This is a genomic window from Prochlorococcus sp. MIT 1341 (genome assembly GCF_034092415.1).
In the GTDB taxonomy this organism is placed as follows: Bacteria; Cyanobacteriota; Cyanobacteriia; order PCC-6307; family Cyanobiaceae; genus AG-363-P08.
The window spans coordinates 246,896-268,653 of sequence record NZ_CP139304.1 but is presented as its reverse complement, the minus strand read 5'-3'; the positions used below and the strand labels follow the sequence as shown (position 1 = coordinate 268,653).

General features: G+C 37.8%; 28 protein-coding genes and 1 other RNA gene. 14 read left to right on the top strand and 15 right to left on the bottom strand.

What is annotated here, in order from left to right; all coding sequences use genetic code 11:
- Positions 1–135: 135 nt before the first annotated feature.
- Positions 136–615 carry a hypothetical protein gene (locus SOI84_RS01380; RefSeq protein WP_320674620.1) on the bottom strand — a complete coding sequence of 160 codons (480 nt, stop codon included), beginning with the start codon at positions 613–615 and terminating at the stop codon, positions 136–138.
- Between the two features lie 227 nt (positions 616–842).
- The gene (locus SOI84_RS01375; RefSeq protein WP_320674618.1) at positions 843–980 is read right to left on the bottom strand and encodes a hypothetical protein; all 138 of its coding nucleotides are present in this window, start codon (positions 978–980) and stop codon (positions 843–845) included.
- Between the two features lie 904 nt (positions 981–1,884).
- Between SOI84_RS01375 and SOI84_RS01370 the strand changes: the two genes are divergently transcribed.
- From SOI84_RS01370 to SOI84_RS01360, 3 genes are all read left to right on the top strand, one after another.
- Positions 1,885–2,268, top strand: a complete 384-nt coding sequence (locus tag SOI84_RS01370) for an alpha-2-macroglobulin (protein ID WP_320674616.1) — start codon at positions 1,885–1,887, stop codon at positions 2,266–2,268.
- Between the two features lie 143 nt (positions 2,269–2,411).
- A complete protein-coding gene (locus SOI84_RS01365; RefSeq protein ID WP_320674615.1) occupies positions 2,412–2,753 on the top strand; it encodes a DUF1499 domain-containing protein in 342 nt (113 codons plus the stop codon).
- A gap of 192 nt (positions 2,754–2,945) precedes the next feature.
- The gene (locus tag SOI84_RS01360; protein WP_320674614.1) at positions 2,946–3,161 is read left to right on the top strand and encodes a hypothetical protein; all 216 of its coding nucleotides are present in this window, start codon (positions 2,946–2,948) and stop codon (positions 3,159–3,161) included.
- Between the two features lie 69 nt (positions 3,162–3,230).
- Here SOI84_RS01360 and SOI84_RS01355 read toward each other — a convergent pair whose 3' ends face one another.
- Positions 3,231–3,485 carry a DUF3104 domain-containing protein gene (locus SOI84_RS01355; protein WP_320674613.1) on the bottom strand — a complete coding sequence of 85 codons (255 nt, stop codon included), beginning with the start codon at positions 3,483–3,485 and terminating at the stop codon, positions 3,231–3,233.
- A 104-nt stretch (positions 3,486–3,589) separates the two neighbouring features.
- Here SOI84_RS01355 and SOI84_RS01350 point away from each other — a divergent pair, with 104 nt between their 5' ends.
- The gene (locus SOI84_RS01350) at positions 3,590–3,784 is read left to right on the top strand and encodes a hypothetical protein (RefSeq protein WP_320674612.1); all 195 of its coding nucleotides are present in this window, start codon (positions 3,590–3,592) and stop codon (positions 3,782–3,784) included.
- Between the two features lie 443 nt (positions 3,785–4,227).
- Positions 4,228–4,524 carry a hypothetical protein gene (locus SOI84_RS01345; protein WP_320674611.1) on the top strand — a complete coding sequence of 99 codons (297 nt, stop codon included), beginning with the start codon at positions 4,228–4,230 and terminating at the stop codon, positions 4,522–4,524.
- A 288-nt stretch (positions 4,525–4,812) separates the two neighbouring features.
- Here SOI84_RS01345 and SOI84_RS01340 read toward each other — a convergent pair whose 3' ends face one another.
- The gene (locus SOI84_RS01340) at positions 4,813–5,016 is read right to left on the bottom strand and encodes a hypothetical protein (protein ID WP_320674610.1); all 204 of its coding nucleotides are present in this window, start codon (positions 5,014–5,016) and stop codon (positions 4,813–4,815) included.
- Between the two features lie 199 nt (positions 5,017–5,215).
- Here SOI84_RS01340 and SOI84_RS01335 point away from each other — a divergent pair, with 199 nt between their 5' ends.
- Positions 5,216–5,416: a hypothetical protein gene (locus SOI84_RS01335; protein ID WP_320674609.1), complete on the top strand. Its 201-nt coding sequence runs from the start codon at positions 5,216–5,218 to the stop codon at positions 5,414–5,416.
- A gap of 369 nt (positions 5,417–5,785) precedes the next feature.
- Positions 5,786–6,829 carry a magnesium-protoporphyrin IX monomethyl ester (oxidative) cyclase gene (gene acsF / locus SOI84_RS01330; RefSeq protein ID WP_320674608.1) on the top strand — a complete coding sequence of 348 codons (1,044 nt, stop codon included), beginning with the start codon at positions 5,786–5,788 and terminating at the stop codon, positions 6,827–6,829.
- 101 nt (positions 6,830–6,930) lie between these two features.
- On the opposite strand, the gene SOI84_RS01325 is transcribed toward acsF, so the two are convergent.
- Together SOI84_RS01325 and SOI84_RS01320 are read right to left on the bottom strand one after the other, a co-directional pair.
- Positions 6,931–7,296 (bottom strand): 2Fe-2S iron-sulfur cluster-binding protein, encoded by a 366-nt coding sequence (locus tag SOI84_RS01325; RefSeq protein WP_320674607.1) that lies wholly within the window; start codon positions 7,294–7,296, stop codon positions 6,931–6,933.
- Between the two features lie 25 nt (positions 7,297–7,321).
- Positions 7,322–7,651: a hypothetical protein gene (locus SOI84_RS01320; RefSeq protein WP_320674606.1), complete on the bottom strand. Its 330-nt coding sequence runs from the start codon at positions 7,649–7,651 to the stop codon at positions 7,322–7,324.
- A 467-nt stretch (positions 7,652–8,118) separates the two neighbouring features.
- Between SOI84_RS01320 and SOI84_RS01315 the strand changes: the two genes are divergently transcribed.
- From SOI84_RS01315 to SOI84_RS01305, 3 genes are all read left to right on the top strand, one after another.
- Complete coding sequence (locus tag SOI84_RS01315) at positions 8,119–8,262, top strand: high light inducible protein (RefSeq protein ID WP_320675308.1); 144 nt, start codon at positions 8,119–8,121, stop codon at positions 8,260–8,262.
- 11 nt (positions 8,263–8,273) lie between these two features.
- Positions 8,274–8,477, top strand: a complete 204-nt coding sequence (locus SOI84_RS01310; RefSeq protein ID WP_320674605.1) for a chlorophyll a/b-binding protein — start codon at positions 8,274–8,276, stop codon at positions 8,475–8,477.
- Between the two features lie 162 nt (positions 8,478–8,639).
- Positions 8,640–8,747, top strand: a complete 108-nt coding sequence (locus tag SOI84_RS01305; RefSeq protein WP_414153602.1) for a chlorophyll a/b-binding protein — start codon at positions 8,640–8,642, stop codon at positions 8,745–8,747.
- A gap of 540 nt (positions 8,748–9,287) precedes the next feature.
- On the opposite strand, the gene SOI84_RS01300 is transcribed toward SOI84_RS01305, so the two are convergent.
- From SOI84_RS01300 to SOI84_RS01290, 3 genes are all read right to left on the bottom strand, one after another.
- A complete protein-coding gene (locus SOI84_RS01300) occupies positions 9,288–9,503 on the bottom strand; it encodes a hypothetical protein (RefSeq protein ID WP_320674604.1) in 216 nt (71 codons plus the stop codon).
- A 524-nt stretch (positions 9,504–10,027) separates the two neighbouring features.
- Positions 10,028–10,210, bottom strand: a non-coding RNA gene (gene ssrS / locus SOI84_RS01295) — 6S RNA.
- Positions 10,211–10,215: 5 nt separating this feature from the next.
- Entirely contained in the window at positions 10,216–11,418 is a 1,203-nt protein-coding gene (locus tag SOI84_RS01290) for a 5-(carboxyamino)imidazole ribonucleotide synthase (protein ID WP_320674603.1), read from the bottom strand.
- Between the two features lie 285 nt (positions 11,419–11,703).
- Between SOI84_RS01290 and aroB the strand changes: the two genes are divergently transcribed.
- A complete protein-coding gene (gene aroB / locus SOI84_RS01285) occupies positions 11,704–12,822 on the top strand; it encodes a 3-dehydroquinate synthase (RefSeq protein ID WP_320674602.1) in 1,119 nt (372 codons plus the stop codon).
- Here the strand turns inward: aroB and SOI84_RS01280 are convergent.
- Positions 12,802–13,935, bottom strand: coding sequence for a class I SAM-dependent methyltransferase (locus SOI84_RS01280; RefSeq protein ID WP_320674601.1), 1,134 nt, complete (start codon positions 13,933–13,935; stop codon positions 12,802–12,804). The genes aroB and SOI84_RS01280 overlap by 21 nt on opposite strands.
- A gap of 118 nt (positions 13,936–14,053) precedes the next feature.
- Here SOI84_RS01280 and SOI84_RS01275 point away from each other — a divergent pair, with 118 nt between their 5' ends.
- Positions 14,054–14,851, top strand: coding sequence for a TPM domain-containing protein (locus SOI84_RS01275; RefSeq protein ID WP_320674600.1), 798 nt, complete (start codon positions 14,054–14,056; stop codon positions 14,849–14,851).
- A gap of 111 nt (positions 14,852–14,962) precedes the next feature.
- Here SOI84_RS01275 and SOI84_RS01270 read toward each other — a convergent pair whose 3' ends face one another.
- Entirely contained in the window at positions 14,963–15,793 is an 831-nt protein-coding gene (locus SOI84_RS01270; protein ID WP_320675491.1) for a TIGR04168 family protein, read from the bottom strand.
- A gap of 67 nt (positions 15,794–15,860) precedes the next feature.
- On the opposite strand from SOI84_RS01270, the gene nadA reads away from it, so the two are divergent.
- On the top strand, positions 15,861–16,829 hold the full coding sequence (nadA, locus tag SOI84_RS01265) for a quinolinate synthase NadA (RefSeq protein ID WP_320674599.1): 969 nt from the start codon (positions 15,861–15,863) through the stop codon (positions 16,827–16,829).
- Positions 16,830–16,837: 8 nt separating this feature from the next.
- Here nadA and SOI84_RS01260 read toward each other — a convergent pair whose 3' ends face one another.
- From SOI84_RS01260 to SOI84_RS01245, 4 genes are read right to left on the bottom strand one after another with little or no spacing between them, the layout of a single operon-like run.
- Positions 16,838–18,190, bottom strand: a complete 1,353-nt coding sequence (locus tag SOI84_RS01260; protein ID WP_320674598.1) for a S41 family peptidase — start codon at positions 18,188–18,190, stop codon at positions 16,838–16,840.
- A gap of 31 nt (positions 18,191–18,221) precedes the next feature.
- Positions 18,222–19,448: a (E)-4-hydroxy-3-methylbut-2-enyl-diphosphate synthase gene (gene ispG, locus SOI84_RS01255; protein ID WP_320674597.1), complete on the bottom strand. Its 1,227-nt coding sequence runs from the start codon at positions 19,446–19,448 to the stop codon at positions 18,222–18,224.
- Positions 19,445–20,059, bottom strand: coding sequence for a uracil-DNA glycosylase (locus SOI84_RS01250; RefSeq protein ID WP_320674596.1), 615 nt, complete (start codon positions 20,057–20,059; stop codon positions 19,445–19,447). The genes ispG and SOI84_RS01250 overlap by 4 nt, the downstream gene beginning before the upstream one ends.
- 27 nt (positions 20,060–20,086) lie before the next feature.
- Complete coding sequence (locus SOI84_RS01245) at positions 20,087–20,485, bottom strand: VOC family protein (RefSeq protein ID WP_320674595.1); 399 nt, start codon at positions 20,483–20,485, stop codon at positions 20,087–20,089.
- Between the two features lie 88 nt (positions 20,486–20,573).
- Between SOI84_RS01245 and SOI84_RS01240 the strand changes: the two genes are divergently transcribed.
- Complete coding sequence (locus SOI84_RS01240) at positions 20,574–21,752, top strand: pyridoxal phosphate-dependent aminotransferase (protein WP_320674594.1); 1,179 nt, start codon at positions 20,574–20,576, stop codon at positions 21,750–21,752.
- The last annotated feature ends 6 nt before the right edge of the window (positions 21,753–21,758 follow it).

The following is a 21,758-nucleotide window of genomic DNA, read 5'->3' as shown; positions in this document are numbered from 1 at the left end:
CTTTAAAAATATAAAAAATGATCATTCTTATAAGGTCTAGGAAGTACTACTAAATGAATGGCCACATGTAATCTTTTTCATAATAATTTTTCAGTTCTCACATTTGTTTTCATTGTTGGGGCCATACAACTGGCCCTAATTGTCATTAAAGGGGTCAACCTCATAGGGCTTTTTCTCTGAATCACCAGTGGTAGCATCTACTTCTGTGGCTGAATTGACTTGAGAAGTAGAAGTTGGATTTGGTTTCATTTCACAAACTTCAGTAACTGCGGTTTCGGTCGGTGAATCAACAATTTGATCAACAGAACTTGTTTGGAGGGACGGTGCAGCTTTTGTTGTCTGGTCAATGGTAGTAGGGGTCTCTGTCTTAGGCGTCTCTGTCTTAGGCGTCTCTGTCTTAGGCGTCTCTTCCTGGCTTTCACTAGAACTTATATCATCAATCAAATCCTTTAAAGCACTAAAAAGCTTTTTTAGGTTTCCAAATAGCTCTTTTAAATTCTGAAAAATAGTTTTGAGAATTAACTTTATTTCCTCTGCCTTTGGATTTTTACTAGTCCAAAGAATTACAGAGCCAACCCCTGAAACGATAATAAGAAGGAGAAGTAGAACAGCCATGGAAGAACTTTATACACCTCTTCAAAGATCCACCCAAAAACCAGCAAAATCAAGTGCGGAGAACGCTAAAGCGGCAGCAAAATAGGTATAAATGCTCATAAAAGAATTCTTGGTTGGTTTTTGCTTCTTAGAGGGGAAACAAAAGTGTGGGCTGAGTAAAAGATCAAAGATGTGACCCTTAAGCTTTCTTCCAACAAAACATAAGGCTTTCTACCAAATAATGTTTATTAGGCGGCCTTCGACGGCATTTGCCTAGCTTGGTCCTCTTCAAGGGCTACTCGTACAGCTTCGGCAAGAGGTGCATTGCCTTTGGCCTTAGAGGTTGCCAGGGCCTCTACTAATCGTAATTTTTGAATTTGATCCATTGAAAACGTCCGTTTTCGTTTCTGAAAGAAATCAAGACACACATATCTAGCGCATGGTTGCGGATATTGCTAGTAGTTGTTGGATTTTTATGAAGAAAAAGCCAAGGAATGTCGATATAGGAAGAGTTCTGAATAAAAGCCTTGGGTTCATCCACCACTTGGCTATCACAAAGCATATTTCCTAATCCCCAGTTAACTTTTACCAGATTGTTAACCGGGAGTTGATATATAGAAGGGGAGAGATCCCTTTAATATAATTGAATCTCGCAAACCTTTAATGATCGGAATATTACCAATCTACTTTTAAAATATTATAAAGTTACAGTTCCCTAATTTCGCAATCTACTGCACCCATACTCCCTCTACCTCCCTAAATACGTTAGAAAAAAGTGCAATACCAACAAAAAGTAAATGACAAGATTAATAGTGGAATCATTAATAAGCTCTACTCCAGTGTGGTTAGGTGACCTTATTGAAAACCAGAATGTCAGGCGCAATTTAATTGATAAAGATCGCAAACAACTCATACTGTATTTCTAAGCCTGTTCATGTTCATACCAAACCAGGTCTGACAAATTCCATTAGAGGAGAGTTCCAATGGGTGCTATGCCCACAAAAGACTTTATCTCTTATTGCAGGAGATATTTTGTTACATCCTATTGTGATATTCTTTCATTCACGAAAGTATAGAATATAAGGGGCAGTTATCCTAGTTAAAAATTCTGGATTGAAGGCCTGTTGCTAACACAATACACAACAAGCACTGCTATTAAGCAAATACATGGCAGAAATCCAGGTATAAAGTTGACAACATATTTTTAGTTCCACATTATTTATAAGAACTGATTCAATACAGGTTAGTATTCCACATACTACTCTACCCTCTAACCAAAGATTATTTAGCATGAATTACTTGAAGAAGCCTTTATATACCTTTCTTGCCCTATCATCTCTTCTAAGTAGTTGTACACTTTTAAATAAATATGAAAGTTTTTTTGATTTTGATAATGTAGAGACAAAAGTCACCCAACAAGAAATAGTATATATTTATTGCGATGAAGGCGACATTCAAGAATATGTTGATGATGGCTGGAAGATTATTGATTCAGAAACAGAAGAAGTTCCCTGTAGCTGGAAAGTTGAAAGATCAAGGCCGGGTTGTAAACTTGAAGACAAAGGATGCAAAATAAGCGTTCCAGATAAGATTGGAAAGCAAGTAAAATATATTCTCGAAAAAGAAACTATAGTTCCTAAAGAAAAAGAAGACGGAAACCAAGAAATTCAATAACAGATCACTCAATCAATACCCCAATTAATCCAACTAATCAAAACAAATATATTATTGTTCCAAAATAAAAGTAGCATCCCCTCAACCCCACACTTATATTAAACTTACTGATAAAATCTTATTACTTACCGCCACTGATCTCTATGGCTTATGTTCAAAAGGATTCTTTATCTCCTTGCATACAAACAAGTAACTGTGTACTTGACGAATGGGAATTCAAGAAAGTTGATGATGCATTCTTAAACCTAAAAACTATTATTAAAGATCTTCCAAGATGTTCCATTTTAAAAAGTTCAGATAATTACATGCATGCTGTCGTAAGAAGTCTTATCTTTAGGTTCCCAGATGACCTGGAAATTCTAAGGATACCAACTAAAGCTAGGATACAGATCCGTTCTTCATCCCGGATAGGAGTATCAGACCTTGGTGTCAACAGGCAAAGAGTTGATTATCTTTATACACAACTTCAGAAATCTGGTTTTTAGACTTAATTTGATTCTACAAATCACTGAAAATATTTATCTTGTTCAAATTTGACTATTAACGGTATATAGAAAAGACTATTAACATCCTCTCCCCCCCCCCATCAAACATCTGCTACACCCCTGTGATTATGTTACATACCTTGCAAAATATCATAAACAAAGGATCATTATACCTAGAAGTTCAATCATTACATGGACGACAAAAACTGGAAAGAAGAATACAAAGCCTGGAAGACCCTCAGCACTTCACAAATATTGCTTCTTGAGCATGGAGCAAAAAGCCTTTCTCAATCCTGGTTGCTTAATGAAATGTGGTGTGAATGGAAAGGAATAAAAAAACTCAAGGAGACAGAGCTCCCCTCCCTTAACACACCTTGTAGAGACCTCAACAAAGATCCCTGGGAATAGACAAAATAAAATGCCCTTCTATAACCAATCATTTTAAAAGCACTAGAAATATCTTATCTTTCAAATCACCTAATCTTTTGGCCTAAGTATCCCTTTAACCAGATCAGCATTAATGGTCTGAATCATCCCTGTGTCCACATTAACCACCTGAAAAAGGCTGTTAACAGAAGGGTCTCGTGCACCTCCGACGATATGGATAACATAACCTAACCACCAACTATCTTGACTTCCCTCCTTAATAGGCAAACCTTCTTCGACGACAATGATGTCACCAAGTTCAACAACAAGGAAATCAGGAGTAGAACCAGAAGAGACAAAAGCCATTCCCCCTTTTTAGTATAAATGTACTACCATCATAATCGTTTTACGTCTTTCTGAATAAGTAATCCCGCTCATGCAGAAACTCATTAAGTGCGCTTGTGTATGGGATGAATAAAAGATCTCCTCCAATGCTAAAAGCACTGTTCGCCGGAATGCTAGAAGTCTCAAGTGCCTACTATGGGGACTCAATAGGTCTTGCTCCCATCGCTCTAGCAACCCCAAAGCTAAAAAAACAAGACTTCTGGAATCAAGAATGCCAACAGCATCCAACAAGAATTGCCTGTCTAAATTACGAATCTTAAAAACACATCGCGCCCTACAGAATTAGTCATACCAAGCATGCGAATACAAACACAACAGTACGTCCATTAACACGAAGCGACTAAAGAAGTAGTTTTTTTACTATGTATTCCTGTTAGGTGAAGCTTGCTGAGAGCGGGGTTGTTCTGGCTCCTATCAAATCCACATACAGGAACCCTTGTAATGCAGATAATCCAACTGTGCCTAGCAGCAAAAAAGGACCTTCCTCAAGGAAAATCAATTTTCAAGATCTAGAAAAGATGGATTCAGTTTATTTAGTAATAATTAAGCAAGTAGAAGAATAGGTCTCTCTTCTGAAATATCAAGGGAGACAGCGAAAAGCTATTCAAGCAAACTTTCGAAGGGGGCCAAGCTTCGTTGAAGAATCACACAACATGAAGTCATGCTCTTTCGCAGATAACATGAAGTCTGGTTCGCAAGACTCATGACAATTTCCAAAAAAGAAAACCTAAGACTAATGTTAGGGAATCTAATATTAGCAATTTGGTTAGCAACAGTTCCTACAGCGATAACTTATGGAGTCTTTGGCCTACATGGGCTAAATATATGTCGGGAATTAAACAAAGAAATACCTGTTACCTCAAAACACGAAGTTAAAGACTTGTGCCAACGTAAAGCCTGGGAAACAACACAAAGCTATATAGCATTAATAGGCTTCTTTATAACTTTGCCAACATGGTATTGGTTTTATTACAATATGAGAATGAAGCGAATGAATTAAATCAAAACTTGAGTAACGGCATAAACAAAGGCTAGTCGAAGTAAATTTAATTATATATTAGTAGATTCCTGTGTATAATCATTCATGAGATAAACGTACTGATATTAGCAATTACTTTATAAAGACTATAAACAATAGGGAAACGATAATGTAAAGATATTCGTGGAAATATAGAAATAATCTGGATTGCCCACATGTAAACAAAGAGCTCCCATAATGGTCAGCGAAGGAAAGTCAACTAAACACAATCCGACAATCTGCTTGATTGACTGATTTATGTCTTTATCCTTAGTCGTCAAACTGAGGTTTTGGCTTTTTCTTCGTCTTTCCAGCAAGTAGTTGATACAAGGCTTCCAGAGAAGCATGTACCTCCTTCAACTCTGTAACCTCTGGCAGTAAGCCATCGTCTTTAAGCATCTGGTCTAAATCCCGAAGTTCTCGGCGAATATGCCGCAAATGAGAGCAGACCTCTTCTCTCTTACTGGTTGACATTACTCAATGACTGTCAATTTAGAAAAGATTACTAAATCATGCGAAAGAACAAGAACTGCAATCAACAGGCTAATGACCTCAACTCTTCGACATAAAGGCCTAGCAAAGCCTTTAGCTCTTTATGGGTATGTATCGCTAGTCACTGCAAACACAAACATACTTCGATAAATTGTGTGGATAACAACGAATTCCTTTATCGATGTCATATGAGCCTGGGAGTACCGAATGCCGGCTTCTGATCGAAGCCAAAGAAAATCTTCTTAACGCTATGAAGGCAATAAAGAATTTGGAGAATATGGACTCAGTTCAGAAAAAATTGATGGCTGTCTACAATGAACTTGAAGGTATGCACGAACTTCGACGAAAAAAGGAAAATTCCACTTTATCAGTAGATAGTTAAAGTAGTTTATGCTTTATACAGGGAACTAAGGACATCCTGATGATTTCTATTTTGGAGTGAGGGTTTGTCTCATTCCTATGATGAAATACCAATCTAAGAAGAAAATAAATAAAGGCATTTAGAATGCCTTACGAAGCACTGATACCAATTAAATACCTTGTAACCACAAAGCTTAAAGGGAGCTTTACAAGCTAAGAGCCACCACCTCCCTTAGTTCTGAAATCAGAATAAACTTTTTTAGTTAAAGGGGACTTTCAAAAAGAAGCAAACATCTCACAGCAGCGTGGGCATAAATTATGTAGCTAGTTATTGAAATGCTCAATAAACAGACCTAAGGGCATAGAATCAGAGATCGGATAGAGAAAAGCAATGACAGCAACTGCTTCTAGTGCCCCTCCTACTTTGGGAAGGAACGAGCTGCCCCCTCATCTAGACGAGAACCTTCTAACACCTCGTTTCTATACAACAGAATTTGATAAAGCTGCAAAGACCAATCTCGAAATAGCCCGATCAGACTTTGAGGCTATGTTCAAAGAGATGGAGGCTGACTACAATCTCAAACATTTTGACAGGAAAGCCTCGCTAGAACGTCTTAACGAACTTTCCCCGGAAGACAAATCAGTCTATGAAAGCTATTTAGTACGTTCAGTAGTCTCTGAATTCTCTGGTTTCCTTCTATTTAAGGAGATTTCAAACAGATTCAAAAAAGCTGGTCAAAAAGAATTAGGTCAATTTTTCCAGTTCTTAGCTAGAGATGAAGCAAGGCATGCTGGATTCCTTGGTAGAGCACTCAAAGCAGAGGGAATCAATATTGACCTGCCCAACCTCCCTAAGAAAAGGGCTGCAACATTTTTCCCTCTAAGTTGGGTTCTTTACTCATTATATCTATCTGAAAAAATTGGATATTGGAGATATATTTTGATCAACCGACACCTCAAAGCAAACCCGGACAAGGCATGTGCCCCTCTATTCGACTTTTTTGAGCCTTGGTGCCAAGATGAAAATCGGCATGGAGACTGTATAAATATGATGATGAGGTGCTGGCCAGGAATGACTAAAGGCATTAGAGGAAAAATACTAAGTCGTTTCTTCCTCTGGACAGTATTTCTTACTCATACTCTTACTGTCTGCGAGAGAGGAGAATTTTATGAGTTATTAGACATTGACCCTGTTCTATTTGATGAAGAAGTAATCAAACAAACAAATAACACTTCCAAGAATGCCTTCCCATGGGTATACAACTTTGAAGACGGAAGGTTTCTAGAAATGCGGTTGAAAATCCTTGAATCATTTAGGAACTGGAGAAAAAGTTCAGGTCTCTCTAAACCAGTTGCAATGGCAAAGTTTGTCTCTTTAATCTTAAGACAGTTTGCTCTTCCAATGGAAAAAACCTCAGCCGTTAGATATGGATAAATTTAGTTGAAGAAGTGTTTAATATATATCACTATCTATATTTAAAGTGAAGTTTTTTTGAAGAAAGATTACTAAGTTAATGAAATTAACAACAGAATGGTTTACATATCAAATGGATTACCTTTTTTGGACTTAATTTCTCTAAATTGCTTACCAAATTGCATTTCATAGACCTCATCTTCGTCTTGAGTTTCGACCTCAAGGGGGCCATAGGCTTTTGCTACACATAGCAAACCGTAACCACGGTCGCACATTTGAGAAGACAATCCAATCCCAGAAGTAGGGTCCATCTCCCCCTTCAAAATTCGAACAGCGCAGGTAGTACAACAACCATTTCTACAAGAGAAAGGAAGGGTTTCACCTTTGGATTCGAAATAACGAAGAATTTCTTCGCCATCAGGGACTTCAAGGACTATGGTTCGACCTTCCTGTCGATGATGGACTGTGATTTTGTGTCGAAGTGTCATATCAACATTAGTGGCAAGAAAATTTCTACTTACAAGCTATATCTCTAGTGATTGGAGGAGGCGGTAATTCAGTTGCTAGAGCGCGTAGCTTTTCTATGTCCAGCTGAGCGTTGAAACATTCACCTCCTAGACGTAATTTCAGCCAATTTATCGCGGTCAACTCGGTAGCCACAACCCCTTCGACATCTTTGACCGAAAGTTGGAATTGCTTAACCAACTCAGGAGAGAGATACCAAAAAGCGACGTCGTCTCCTTGACGATTTCTTCTCTCTTTAACAGTCTCCCTTAACTGGCCATTAGCACTTAATTGGCCTACAGGCGCTATTAGCACATAGACAACATCTGGCTCTGACATGGAAAAGCCTTGAGCGGGATAAAACTACATTAAACCCTAGTCCAGCAAGGAACTTTAAAAGGCTACGCTATGGGTTATATGAACTCTGTTAAATACAAGTCAATAGAAATAACGACAGAGTTAACGATATCTTTAACAAAATTCACCGGCTGAAAGGCAACTTCTAAATATGTATCGGTTCAAAATTAGCGATTAAAAAGGTAACCAAAGGAGTTATTTTGTAGATTAAACCTTACAAAGTGGGGCTAATAAGGAAGTTAATTCTGCAATTGGCAAGTCATTTGTAGAAATATAAGCCCAAATATAAATTAAAACTCGTTGCAATAAGAGGTAATAAAGGGGTATTTGATATGTATTTAGAAAATATCTTTGAAAACATGTCACGCTTCTCAATAAAGTGCGTTACAGTTCTTTACAGGCCGGATCAGTTCAGGCCATTCACATTAATCACCAAAAAGAGGTTAAAAGTGCAAGTCTCTAAAAATCAACCTAAGGTCGAGGAGCAAAAAATCATTGCCGAGCGTGTCAACGGCTGGGCAGCAATGATGGGTTTCTGGGCTGCTGTTGGAGCTTATCTAACAACAGGACAAATCATTCCAGGGGTGGTTTAGTAACTACTGCTATGAACTCATCACCATATATAACAACTGAAGAAGGTGGGAGACAAAACATGTTCGCGATTGAATCGCGTCCCTACCAGGATCCCAACTACTCCGGTTATGCGAAAGAAGCAGAAATTGCCAATTCCCGTTGGGCAATGATCGGTTTTGTTGCAGCATTAGGTGCATATGCAACTACAGGTCAGATACTTCCTGGAATTTTTTAATTAACAAATTCCAGGAAGATTACTGATTCCAGTAAAAAACAAAAAGAGCCAATTAAAGCTGACAAATCATTGTCAGGTCATTAGCTCTACAGGGCAGTCAAATGATTACTAAAAGGTAATTGAATGATTTGTCTAAATCTATTCACAAAAATCTCTAACAAAATGAACGAAAACGCTGAAATTCAAAATGGCCGTTTCGCCATGATAGGAATCGTAGCTGCTCTAGGAACCTATGCCTTAACAGGGCAAATTCTTCCAGGCATTTTCTAGGAACACTAATCAAATAATTTCCCCATAAATATTATGGGGAAATTATTTTCTCCCCCAAAAAAAAATGGAACTAAATCCTTTCAAACCAATTAAGCAGCTTGTTAACAAGCTATACAAGAAAAAAGGTTAATCAGGTTATAGAACATATAAATGATTAACCAATCGAAAGTACAAAGCTTAATTAATGAAATAAGATTCTATTGAATATAAGCAAAAACTGCTTATATTCAATATTTCTATATTTTTTATTCTTACTATTAGAGCAAAATTTTAATGAATAACAAGAAACAACAAATTCAAATCAAGACATCTCAGCTTTCACTGCCACAGCAAAATGATCAGAAGTTTGTAGTTGTGACAAGTATGATAATAGGTTTAAATATTATGCTTATGTATTACGTAAGTATTTATTGGCTAAATCCTCAATTTCACATATATATATCTGGAAAGCCACTTTAAGAAATGAGTAAATTAATTTAACAAAATTGTGATTAACCTATTAATTAATACTAATAATCTATTAACTTAATAAATATATGACTAACCTATCGTCAACTGTTCATATGCGGCATAGTGTTTCATTTGTTTATCTAGTGAAATAAGGGATAATTTAATAGAATCTAGTTCTCTCTCTAAATTTGAACGTCTCGCCTGTAACAAAAGAAACCTTCGTTTCATCTCACTTCTCCGTCGATCTCGAAATGTATCATGAGACCTCTCATCATGTGGATGTGATGCTGATGTTTTTGTAAACATAGGTTTTGGGGCTTCCATAAAACTAACCTGTTGTCGTTAAAGGGAAAAGCATGGGAAAGAATAGATCAATAAAAATAGATTACTAATCCGGTCTACCTACAAAAGTCGACATCTGTAAATCAGTGTTAACACGGGAGTGTTTATGCGCAGGTCATAATGCTCTTTTATTTAAGTGATATTCTTGCTTATTACTAAGTATTTAAACTATCCTAAGAACTTATAGGATAAATCTAAGGTAGAAAAATGCTATTATATATTGAGTAGAAACGCAATCAACTTATACAATGAAATTAGTACCTATGCCTTTAACCTAGTAAATCAATTAGTTTATTAAAATTAATTTGTTCGGAATTAAGTGATGAATTTAACTAATCATTCGCACTATTTCGCACTATTCTGTCTTCTTAAGCATTGAATATACTTAAATACTATTCCGTATAGACACATAATTTGATTGATAAAAATTTAAATGACACTAGGTCCGAACTTGGGAGGATTGTTCCTTGCCGCAGCTCTTATGGACCTAGTGGACCGCTGTGCCATGTGACCCCAGCAGCATCGACCTGGAGAAACCAGAAGAGGTCGCAAAGTGGAGCTTCGTTTCCGATGCAAGATCGGTCTACGTCACTGTCACGACAGAAACCTCAAGTCGAAAGAGAGTCAGATCAGAGCACTAGAAAAGGCCATCACCAACACAACAGCCTTTGCTAATTTAGAGGGAATTCATATTTAATGGTGGCCATATAGATCGGATTGCCTGGATTGCACTTTCAGCTTCTCGTCGACGAGACATTGAATCTTTCCCCTGTAACAACACAGTGACATGACCGAGCTTCCTGGCAAATATTTCCTTTTCCTTGCCATACCAATGAAGAAAGGAATTGTCCAATGCCTCTAATTCCAAAAGACGTTGTTTTAAAGGTTTGAAATTTCCTTTTGGTAAACCTAATAAATTAACCATCAGAGCTCCAGGATGAACTAGCTCTGGATTGGGTGGGACTAAGTCCGCTGAGATGCATAGTTGTTGATCAAATTGGCTGCTATTACAGGCTTCTATGGAAAAATGGCCAGAGTTATGGGTGCGTGGAGCAATTTCATTAACAAGCAATCCTTTCGATCCGTAGAAAAACTCAATCCCTAATACACCCACATAATCAAGTTCTGTTAATAAGGAACAAGCAATGTTATAGGCAAGTACCTCAACTGAGTGGTTAACTTCAGCAGGAGCTAGAACCCAATCACAAACTTGATTTGTCTGATGGGTTTCAACTAAAGGGAAAGTCCGTATTGTCCCCGCTCTATCTCGACTACAGACAAGAGCTAACTCATTTTCATAAGGAACCCAGCTTTCTAAAAACCAATGGTTTTGATTTACAGAACGTAGGAGAGTTTCTAAATCATTCGAATCTTCTATGACCCTGGTTCCTTTCCCGTCATATCCTCCCTTAGTAGCCTTTGCCATAACAGGATATGTCCAGCCTGGGGGAAGTTCTATTGGGTGATCTATGATCGAAGCAAGACTGGTCCATTTTGGCCCTGGAATATTTAACTTCTGAAGTAATAAACGCTGCGAAATCTTGTCTATTAAAGGCTCAATTGCCGTTAAGGCAGGGTAAAAAGTTGCACCTTCTTGTTCCAATGAGCGCAATTTTCGAACATTTATCCATTCGTTTTCAAAAGTCACTCCTTTGCAATGTTTTACCAAATCTCGAGTAGCAACAGCATCAATAGGGTTCGCCAGAACTAGTTTTGTGGCCTTAGCGGTAGCAGGATCTTCTATAGATCCAGTTTGAACAACCACATTGACATCACGAATAATCGCTGCTTCAACAAGCATTTGAGCTAGTTGGCCACCGCCAATTACTCCAATAAGAGTTTTATGAATTGAAGGGGTCGAGATCGATAAGCTACTCATGTATAAAGAAAGTATGCCGAATAGAAGAACGACAAGCCAGTCATATTTATAAATATTTGAAAGGCAGTAGGGCTAGGAAAGTGAAGAAATCTCAAATAGAGATAAATGGAGATAGGGAAATAAAATAGTACTAAATATGCTTTGATCAACCAATTATAGGTTCTACTAGCCTGACAAAGCTGCTGTATATATCCAAACGAATACCAATAAAGCATTAAGCTAAAGTATAAGTACAACCTAAAATTCTTTAAAAGTTAGAAAAACCTCGATCATCATTGCGAATTCATGACAAAAACAGGCAACCGTATCAATGTTCCATTGAGTGATCGATCATATGAAGTCGTCATTGGTGAGCCTGGTTTAGAGGGGCTTGGAGAAGAAGTCAAAAAAGCAGGATTTAAATCTGATACAAAAATCCTAATAGTCTCTAATACAGATATTTCGGAGCATTATGGACAATTATGTATACAAACACTTAAAAAGAGTAACTTTAATCCAAAACTAATTCTTGTAGATTCCGGTGAAAAGAATAAAACATTAGAAAGCATTACTATGATCCATAATGCAGCATATGAGCATCAACTAGAGAGAGATTCTCTAATGATTGCACTAGGTGGGGGGATAGTTGGAGATATGACAGGGTTTGCAGCAGCTACATGGTTAAGAGGCGTAGCATTTATACAAGTACCAACAACCTTACTTGCAATGGTTGATGCATCAATTGGCGGTAAGACTGGGGTTAATCATCCAGGCGGTAAAAATCTTATAGGAGCTTTTCATCAACCTAAACTAGTTTTAATAGATCCAATGACATTAAAGACACTTCCCTCAAGAGAATTTAGAGCTGGAATGGCGGAAGTTGTCAAATATGGCGTCATTTACGACTCTGTTCTATTTTCAAAATTAGAGCAATTTAAATTCATAAATGAATTCTCAGACCTCAGCAATATACAGATAGAAGATATTCTCAAAAGGTCTGCCAATGCAAAGGTAAATGTAGTCGTTTCAGATGAGTTAGAGGCTGGTCAAAGGGCAATTTTGAATTACGGCCATACTTTTGGTCATGCTATTGAGAAAATATGTGGGTATGGAAATTTCCTGCATGGAGAAGCTATTGCAATTGGGATGGTAGCTGCAGGAACACTTGCAATTCAGAAAAATTGTTGGACACAAGCGGAGGCAAATCGGCAATTAACATTGCTAAAAAACCTTGGCCTGCCAACATCTTGGCCAGAAATCAATTTCAATGAATTTTGGAAATCACTATTAAGTGATAAGAAAGTCAAAGAGGGGAGGATTCGATTTATCCTTCCAAAAGGTTTAGGTGGTGCTCAGATAAGGGATGATGTAAGTAAAGATGAGATAATGTTATGTATCAAAAAATTAAGCAATAGGTTCTTCTAAGAACAGGGTTCGAACACCAGATCTGATGTCACTAGTTTGATTATATAGACTTTTTTGAAAGGCAAACCAGTAAAAAGAACCAAGACCGGAGGGACAAACTAATCTTAAAAGTTCTTCTCTCTTAGAGAGGGCTATCTTTAAGTCTTTGTTTGAAAATTTCTGAAGTGAATATAATTTATCTGCCAGACCTAACGCCAGTAGCGCTTCTCCTTGCTTCACGTGTCCAAGAAAATCCCAACCACTACGCTGAGCAAATCCCAAGAGAGTCTCTATACATAAATGTGCTGTGAGATCGCAAAATCCAGGATCAACTAGAAAATCCTCGTTTGCTGTTTGCTTTTTATATGCTAATAGTGTTCCAGAAGTACGTTCTGGAGAATAATAATGTTTAGCTTCAAGGCAATAGTCAACAACTAATAATAAACCCTGTTTAATCGATTGGAACGCCATTGAGAACCAATTTTCAAGTTCACAATGCCATTCACTACACCAACCTTCTGGCACATTTTCAGGTGGAATTGTAATCCCAAAAAACTTTTTAGCATCTATAAGTTGTGCAGATAATGTAGGTGGGATTGGAAGTTTTGTAAGGGCTAAAGAGATTTGATTATTATCGTTATGCAAGCAAACACCCTGCCTCCAAAGACTACCATTTGACCATATAAATCTTTCTACAGGTAGAGCATCCAGCATCTCATGAGCAATCAGAATTCCAGTTATAGGATTTTGGTAAATTTCCTGAAATGTTCTCCAGTGAATAGGAATATCTATAACAGATGCAAGTTTTTCTTTTTGATTGGATATCATAGAGATATTATATTCAATTAATACAACCTCAAGCCTTAGTAGAATAGATGGGTATATTAGTCTCAATTCTGAAATCATATCGGCCAATAGGGTGCCTTCTCCAGGACCAATCTCTACAAGAGTAATTCGTTCATTCTCACCAAGATGCTCTTCAATTTGTTTAAACCAGTCCACTATTTGAATTGTTAATAATTTAGCAAATTCCGAACCTAGGGATGGTGAAGTAACGAAATCTCCTTGTTTTCCTATTCGTAGTTTTGAAGATCCATATGCCCCATGCTCAGGATCATTAAGTGCATGGGACATATAATCTCTAAATGGAATATTACCTCCCGCCTGAGAAATCTTCTTGTTCAACCAATTTGGGCAACTATTCACAGAAGGTCAGATAATCAGACAGAATACAATAGAGAAAGATAATCTTATGCGTGTCGAGCAGAGGCAAAGATGCTTTACAGCATTGCTTTGCCTAATCCTATCGTTGATCCTAAGCCAGGCCGCTTTCGCCTATGACAACCCTGATTTACTACCAGACCATCAAACATCTGTGATAGATCTTGCTCGAGTCCTTACAGAGCAACAAAGAACTACATTAGATAACTCACTGCAAGAATACGAGAATGAAACCGGTTGGAAATTAAGGGTATTGACTCAATTCGAGAAAACACCTGGACTAGCGGTAAGGGATTTTTGGCAACTAGACGAGCGAAGCGTACTTGTAATAGCTGATCCAAGGGGGGGTAACCTTCTGAATTTCAACGTAGGCGATGCTTTATTTGCGTTAATGCCAAGATTATTTTGGGTTGAATTACAAACAAGGTATGGTAATCAATATTATGTGAGAGATAATGGAGAAGATGGCTCTGTCTTGGGAGCTATTAATGCCATAGAGACATGCCTCGACCGTGGTGGATGTCAGCTGGTTCCAGGATTACCCAAAGAGCAATCTCTATGGTCTTTAGTAACATCAATACTTGGAGGTCTTATAGCCGGCTTTGCCGCCTTTCCTAAAAAAGAAGGTGCTATTATTTCTTGGGGATGGTTAGCATTATTTTCCCCTTTATGGATAATGCTCTTTGGTATATTTGGTATAGCTCCAGTAATAACAAGGACAACTGAATTACTACCCGTTGCGAGAAATTGCTTAGGGTTTATAGGATCAATAATAGCTGCCTATTTAGTAGCACAAGCTATCCTAACCCCCAAAACTAATAGTGAATGAAGATATTTTATATACAAACAACCTAAAACCTCAATTTAGCCCTATCGAAGATAGATATCCAAATATTAAAAACAGAAATTCAGAAATCACATAAAACAGGAGGAAATATAATTAACCTATCTTTTTATCAAGCAAAGTCTCTTGATAAACAATCCTTCCATTACTAGCAATCCAAAGGTGTGCTGCAAATATTACTTTCCCTTCAAGAATATCAACCTGAGAAAAACAACTTAAGATGTTTCCATCTCTATCTTTAACTCGACGAGGTACGCAAGCTGTATTTAAATAGAAAGTTCCAAATTGATCTTTGTAAAAAGTTTTCCTAATACCTCCTCCTCGGTAAAGTTGATGATGCATATGGCCGAACACAACTAACTCAGGATTGCGAAATTCTCTAATTTTGTCTATTGCCAAGGCTAAATCTTTATCGCCCCAATCAATTGCAGGTTTTTTCCAATCTCTCCCACAAATTGAATTTGAGTCAGAACCAAGTCCTGTAGGGCCAGAATGAGCCAAGATAATTAATGGGATATCCTCTTGAGCCCGCTTCGTAGCAGATACAATCCTATCGACAGACTCTTCAATTGTTATAGGACCAAATACATTTTTAACAGCTTCAGATAGATGAAAACCTCCTCCTCCGCTGCAGGGTCTAGCTCCTACAACAGAGACACCCAATTCCTCCCAGTAAAGATGCTTCCATCCACAATGGAGCCCTGCTAGTAGTCTTAATTGGGATTGAAGAACATTTCCTGATGGATCGCCACCCCTATCGTGATTACCTAGGATTACAGCCTTTGGGAAAGGAAGTTGTGTAATAGATTTGGCAATTCTGATATCACCATCACTAAGGTCACCAACAAACAAAACGAGATCTGGATGAAGCGCAGAAAGGACCAACTGGTCCTCTTCACCCCAAACTCCATGCAGATCACCCGCAATTACAACTTTAAGAGAAGACAGCTTGAATGGTTAAGCTCTTAAACAATTCTGCCTTAGATTTCTAGCAATGAAAGCAGGAACAGAAAATAGGACAGTAGAGGTCCCCAAAAACAAGCCTGAACTCATAAAGGCTATTGACGTTCTTAAAACTGAACGTAACGCAGTAATTTTGGCCCATTATTACCAAGATAATGATATTCAGGATATTGCAGACTTTGTAGGCGACTCACTCGAGCTATCAAGAAAAGCGGAAAAAACAAATGCTGATGTAATTGTCTTTAGTGGTGTTCACTTTATGGCAGAAACAGCAAAAATACTAAACCCTGAAAAGACTGTATTGATTCCAGATCTTGATGCAGGTTGTAATTTAGCTGATGACTGTAACTCGGATGATTTCGCGAAATTTAGAGCAAAATATCCTAACCATTATGTTGTTAGCTATATCAATTGCTCGGCTGAAGTTAAGGCTCAAAGCAACCTAATATGTACTAGTAGTAATGCTGTTGATTTAATCAGAAAAATTCCAGAAAATATACAATTAATCTTTGCACCTGATCAAAACCTAGGAAGGTGGGTACAAAACCAAAGTGGTAGAAAACTTACTTTATGGCCCGGTAGTTGTCAGGTACACGAAAATTTTAGCGAAGAAGCACTTTTAAAACTTATTATGGAATATCCAAAAGCGGAAGTATTGGCTCACCCTGAATGCCAACAAAATCTATTGGATTTGGCAGATTTCATAGGATCTACGAGCAAATTACTTGCAAGAAGTGATGAAAGTTCTGCTGATTCATTCATTGTTCTTACGGAACCTGGAATTCTGCATCAGATGAAAAAAAAGCAGCCCTCAAAAAAGTTTCTGGAAGTTCCTGGCATAGATGGATGTAGTTGCAATGCCTGCCCCTACATGCGCTTAAATACTCTTGAAAAAATATATCTCTCTCTATTAAATATGAAGCCAGAGATTATTATAGACGAAAAAATAAGGAACAAAGCCATAGCACCAATTAAGTTAATGTTAAAAATGAGTAAATAATTCAGATTTTAATTTAAAGTATATACAAAATTTGAATTAGCTGAATTCAAAGTAAGGCCTGTATTGTTTTCTATTATTCTCTTAACTAACAAATTTTCCGCTATCCGGTATTGCGGATCCTTATTTGTACCAAGTTGATCTACTGTAAGTGTTTCTAATTCTTTTGTTGATAATCCAACCTCAACATCAGGTTTAATTCCATGCTTATGAATATCTCTTCCTAAGGGAGTAAGGTATCTCGCAATAGTAACTGTAAGGCCAGACCCGTCTGACAAAGCACGAACAGATTGAACAAGGCCCTTGCCAAATGTTTTCTTACCAACAAGCAAACCTCGTTTATTATCTTGAATAGCACCTGAAAGAATTTCACTAGCACTTGCTGATCCTTCGTTAACTAAAATGATGATTGGTCGCTCTGTTAGTGCACTTCCATTGGCCTTCCTTACGTCCTGTATTCCTGTCTTTGTTAATGTGCTAACTATTGTCCCTTTATTCAACCATTGACGTGCTATATCTACACTTGCTTCAAGAAGACCTCCGGGATTACTTCGTAAATCCAAAACATACCCTTCAGCACCTTTTGATTGAAGAATATTAATTGCATTTCGCATTTCCCGAGATGCATTTGCACTAAACTGCCTTAACCTAATATATCCAACCTTGAATCCTGACTGTGTAATATTAAGATGACTATTTAGTGAGGTTATTTCTATTTTTGCCCTAATCAGTTCGACTTTCACTTTGGCTCCATTTCTCTCGAGACCAAGCGTTACAGAAGTTCCCTCTTTACCTCTAATTAGTTTAACTGCAGTCTCAATAGACATATCTTTAGTTGATTTATCATCAATCTCAGTAATTACATCTTTAGGTAATACACCTGCTTTAAATGCCGGAGTCCCTTCAATTGGTGAAACAACTATTAATTTACTTGTCTCATCATCTACAGAAAGTTGAATACCAACTCCAGAAAGCTGGCCAGAAGTATCTATCCTCATCTCCTTAAATTGCTTTGGATCGAGAAACCTTGTATAGGGATCGTCTAGTCGTGCAAGCATATCATTAATAGCATTGTATGATTGAGTTCTATCAACATATTTTCTAGAGAGAATTTCCTTCCTAATATCAATCCATTTAACAGAATTATAGTTGCCTGATGCATCTAAAAAATCCCTATAAATTATTTGCCATACCTGATCAATTAGTTCTTTTGGACTATCTTTAATATTTACAGAATTACTATTTGGGAACTGAAAAAAAGGTGCTGAATATAATATCTTAGGATGAAAAGAACTCAGGCCTAAGAAAACTAAAATTAAATTTCTAGCGGTCTTTCTCTTGAGAATAGGAAAAATTGAACTCATAATTATAGGTATTGTTTTGAAGCCTAAGAAATTAGTGATTAGTAGGATCGAACCATTTTCCATCATCTTTTATTAATTGAACTAGAGCATTTACGCCATCTTCTTCTGCAACCTTGCGTATCTCCTCATGTCCTCTATAGAGAGAAATTACACCTGGCCCTTTTCCTACATAACCATAATCTGCATCGGCCATCTCACCAGGGCCATTAACTATGCATCCCATTACAGCAATATCTAGACCTGTCAAATGCTTCGTGGCTTCACGAACCTTATGAACAACTTCCTCAAGATTAAAGAGGGTTCTGCCACAGCTAGGACAACTGATATATTCAACCATTGTTTTGCGGAGGCCAATAGCCTGCAAAATTGAATAGCAAACAGGTATTTCTTTCTCAGGTGCCTCTGTAAGAGAAACACGAATTGTATCTCCAAGACCCTCAGATAATAATGTAGCAATACCAGCTGTACTTTTTATTCGTCCATAATCTCCATCGCCTGCCTCTGTAACTCCTAAATGCAAAGGATAATTAAAGCCATGTTTATCCATAGTATCGGCCATCAATCTATAGGCAGCAAGCATAACTGGTGCCCTGGAAGACTTCATTGAAACAATGATATTGTGATAGTCAAGTTGGTCACAGATACTAATAAATTCCATGGCAGATTTAACCATACCTAAAGGTGTATCTCCATAGGAAAAGAGCATTCGCTCAGCTAATGAACCATGATTCACACCAATTCGTAGTGCTTTATTTTGTTCTTTTAATAACAAGACTAAAGGTTTAAATCTTTCATAAATCATTTCCTTTATGGAATCAATCTCTTCCTGTTTAAATTCAGTTCTAGAAGGGTCAGGAGTTTCAAAAACAAACAAACCGGGATTGATTCTTACCTTGTCAACATGATTAGCAACTTCTAAAGCTATTTTCATCCCGTTATGGTGTACATCTGCTACCAAAGGTACATTCATATAGGATTTTTTAAGTTTATTTCTTATTTCACCTACAGCCTTCGCATGGGCCAATGAAGGAACAGTAAGTCGAATAATTTCGCAGCCAGCTTCATGTAGCAGTCGAATGGCATTTGTAGAGCCTTCAATATCCAAGGTGTCTTCATTGATCATTGACTGGACTCTTACAGGATGATCGCTACCTATTGAGATATCGCCTACAGCGACACTTCTAGTTGGTCGACGTCGGATCGTTGTGTCATAACGCCTAGAATCAATATCGAGATCCTGGTGAACAAGTTCTGTCATTGTGAGTCTCTCCTTTCTGTATTAAACGCAGAAATCCCTATGGAACAATCATAGGTATTTATTTTATTCCTAACTTCTATAAGATCACTACGAGTAAGCGATTTAGGTGACTCTTCCTTAACAGAAGGATTCCGTAGAAGATAAGCAGGATGAAAAAGCGGCATTACCCATCTCCCCTTCCACAGTCTCCATTCACCACGAATTTTTGTAATTGACTCGCTGGTTTCAAGAACCGCTGCTACTGAAGTTGAACCTGCTAGTGCAATAACATTAGGGTTGACAAGCTTAATTTGCCTGTCCAACCAAGATCGACAGGCTGCTAATTCAGACTTACTTGGGCGTCGATTATTAGGTGGTCGACACTTGATCAAATTGCAAATATAGACATCCGATTCGGTGTTAAAACCAACACTCTCCAAAAGCTGATCTAACAACTTTCCTGATCTACCAACAAAAGGAATTCCAAGCTCGTCTTCTTTAGAACCAGGTGCTTCGCCTATCAACATAAAATTAGCAGACGGGTTGCCCCTACTAAAAGCTATCTTCCTACGGCTTTTAAAGAGGTCGCAAGACCTACAACTACTACAAGCTTTAGACAAAAAGTCATCCACAAACTCACATCTCTTTCAAAGGTAATTCTATGGGGTCAAAGTGTTTCCGGAAGGGACTACAAGAAGAAACAAATTACCCTCTGGATCAGCAATCCAGGTTTCCGCCCCAAATTCATCAAGAGTAATTTCGCTACAAAGTGCGGCTCCCTTTAAGAGAAGTTCCTTACACCAATTATGTAAGGCATCGATAGGGTTGGTAGATGGGGGCCGATAGAGGCATATGGACAAGGCGTTTCCTTTGAATGGTTCAGACTTCTTAGTGGATGGCTTATAAATTTGCATCTTGAAACCAAGTGAATTTGTCACTTGCCAGTGACTCTTATTAAATCCAGCAACAATCTTTGCATCCATTGCATAGGAATAGAACTCAGCTAGCTCATATGGCCTAGCAGCTGCTAAAAGTGATGTGACAATTGGTTTAACCATTTAGTCTTCCAATAGGAATCAAAAGAATTAGAAAGGGACATTCAGGCAGGATAGTTATTATTCGCTCATCTTTAAAGATGTGACGTCGATGGACGGTCGCAAACCACTCTCCCAAAGGGCATTAGCTCTTACTCCTTCCCTTACGCTAGAGATAAGCGCTAGAGCAAAGGCACTAGCTAATGATGGACGTGACATATGCAGCCTAAGTGCAGGAGAACCAGACTTTCCTACTCCACCATTTATTGTTGAAGCTGCCATCAAAGCACTTAAGGATGGCTTAACAAAATATGGTCCTTCTGCGGGCGACCCTGAGTTAAGAGAAGCTATAGCCCATAAAATCACTAACGTAAATGATATTCCTACATCACCAAATCAGGTATTAGTGACGAACGGAGGTAAACAGGCAATTTATAATCTATTACAGATAATAATCAATCCATCTGATGAAGTAATAATACCCGCCCCGTATTGGCTTAGTTATCCGGAAATGGTTAAACTTTCTGGAGGCAAACCAATTATTTGTGAATCAACAACATCACAGGGATTTGAACTAAATATAGAAAAACTTGAAAGTTTAATTACCACTAGGACAAAATTATTAGTTCTTAATTCCCCGGGTAATCCGACTGGAAGAGTAATGAACAGAACAGAGTTAGAAAACATAGCCAATTTATTAAGACATCACCCAAATATATATATTCTTTCAGATGAAATTTACGAATTTCTACTTGCTGAAAACCAGACGCATAATGGAATAGCAACGGTAGCAAGAGATCTAGAGGAAAGAACCTTTATAGTCAATGGTTTTGCAAAAACATGGGCGATGACAGGATGGAGAGTTGGTTATCTTCGAGGAAATATTGAATTGATTAAGGCCGCATCTGCTCTCCAAAGTCAAAGCACAAGTAACGTATGTAGTTTTGCACAAAAAGGAGCTCTAGCTGCACTAACAGGCCCAACATCATGTATTAAGTACATGGTCGATTGCTACAATCAACGTAGAAATATTCTAATTTCAGGTCTTAGAAAAATTCCTGGAATAAATCTAGTTTCACCAGATGGTGCATTTTATGCTTTTCCTGAACTCCCTTTAGGCACGGAGGACTCTGTTACTTTTTGCAAAAAGGCATTAGAACATCAAGGATTAGCTATAGTTCCAGGGGCCGCATTTGGCAATGACCGATGTATTAGAATATCTTGTGCATCTTCAATAGGTAATATAGAAGATGGGCTATCTAGACTAAAAAGATCCCTATCAAATTATTAATCTAAG

Coding starts and splice junctions, on each gene's coding strand:
- SOI84_RS01380 (WP_320674620.1), bottom strand. CDS start 615: ATGGCTGTTCTACTTCTCCTTCTTATTATCGTTTCAGGGGTTGGCTCT.
- SOI84_RS01375 (WP_320674618.1), bottom strand. CDS start 980: ATGGATCAAATTCAAAAATTACGATTAGTAGAGGCCCTGGCAACCTCT.
- SOI84_RS01370 (WP_320674616.1), top strand. CDS start 1,885: ATGAATTACTTGAAGAAGCCTTTATATACCTTTCTTGCCCTATCATCT.
- SOI84_RS01365 (WP_320674615.1), top strand. CDS start 2,412: ATGGCTTATGTTCAAAAGGATTCTTTATCTCCTTGCATACAAACAAGT.
- SOI84_RS01360 (WP_320674614.1), top strand. CDS start 2,946: ATGGACGACAAAAACTGGAAAGAAGAATACAAAGCCTGGAAGACCCTC.
- SOI84_RS01355 (WP_320674613.1), bottom strand. CDS start 3,485: ATGGCTTTTGTCTCTTCTGGTTCTACTCCTGATTTCCTTGTTGTTGAA.
- SOI84_RS01350 (WP_320674612.1), top strand. CDS start 3,590: ATGAATAAAAGATCTCCTCCAATGCTAAAAGCACTGTTCGCCGGAATG.
- SOI84_RS01345 (WP_320674611.1), top strand. CDS start 4,228: ATGACAATTTCCAAAAAAGAAAACCTAAGACTAATGTTAGGGAATCTA.
- SOI84_RS01340 (WP_320674610.1), bottom strand. CDS start 5,016: ATGTCAACCAGTAAGAGAGAAGAGGTCTGCTCTCATTTGCGGCATATT.
- SOI84_RS01335 (WP_320674609.1), top strand. CDS start 5,216: ATGTCATATGAGCCTGGGAGTACCGAATGCCGGCTTCTGATCGAAGCC.
- acsF (WP_320674608.1), top strand. CDS start 5,786: ATGACAGCAACTGCTTCTAGTGCCCCTCCTACTTTGGGAAGGAACGAG.
- SOI84_RS01325 (WP_320674607.1), bottom strand. CDS start 7,296: ATGACACTTCGACACAAAATCACAGTCCATCATCGACAGGAAGGTCGA.
- SOI84_RS01320 (WP_320674606.1), bottom strand. CDS start 7,651: ATGTCAGAGCCAGATGTTGTCTATGTGCTAATAGCGCCTGTAGGCCAA.
- SOI84_RS01310 (WP_320674605.1), top strand. CDS start 8,274: ATGAACTCATCACCATATATAACAACTGAAGAAGGTGGGAGACAAAAC.
- SOI84_RS01305 (WP_414153602.1), top strand. CDS start 8,640: ATGAACGAAAACGCTGAAATTCAAAATGGCCGTTTCGCCATGATAGGA.
- SOI84_RS01300 (WP_320674604.1), bottom strand. CDS start 9,503: ATGTTTACAAAAACATCAGCATCACATCCACATGATGAGAGGTCTCAT.
- SOI84_RS01290 (WP_320674603.1), bottom strand. CDS start 11,418: ATGAGTAGCTTATCGATCTCGACCCCTTCAATTCATAAAACTCTTATT.
- aroB (WP_320674602.1), top strand. CDS start 11,704: ATGACAAAAACAGGCAACCGTATCAATGTTCCATTGAGTGATCGATCA.
- SOI84_RS01280 (WP_320674601.1), bottom strand. CDS start 13,935: ATGTCCCATGCACTTAATGATCCTGAGCATGGGGCATATGGATCTTCA.
- SOI84_RS01275 (WP_320674600.1), top strand. CDS start 14,054: ATGCGTGTCGAGCAGAGGCAAAGATGCTTTACAGCATTGCTTTGCCTA.
- nadA (WP_320674599.1), top strand. CDS start 15,861: ATGAAAGCAGGAACAGAAAATAGGACAGTAGAGGTCCCCAAAAACAAG.
- SOI84_RS01260 (WP_320674598.1), bottom strand. CDS start 18,190: ATGAGTTCAATTTTTCCTATTCTCAAGAGAAAGACCGCTAGAAATTTA.
- ispG (WP_320674597.1), bottom strand. CDS start 19,448: ATGACAGAACTTGTTCACCAGGATCTCGATATTGATTCTAGGCGTTAT.
- SOI84_RS01245 (WP_320674595.1), bottom strand. CDS start 20,485: ATGGTTAAACCAATTGTCACATCACTTTTAGCAGCTGCTAGGCCATAT.
- SOI84_RS01240 (WP_320674594.1), top strand. CDS start 20,574: ATGGACGGTCGCAAACCACTCTCCCAAAGGGCATTAGCTCTTACTCCT.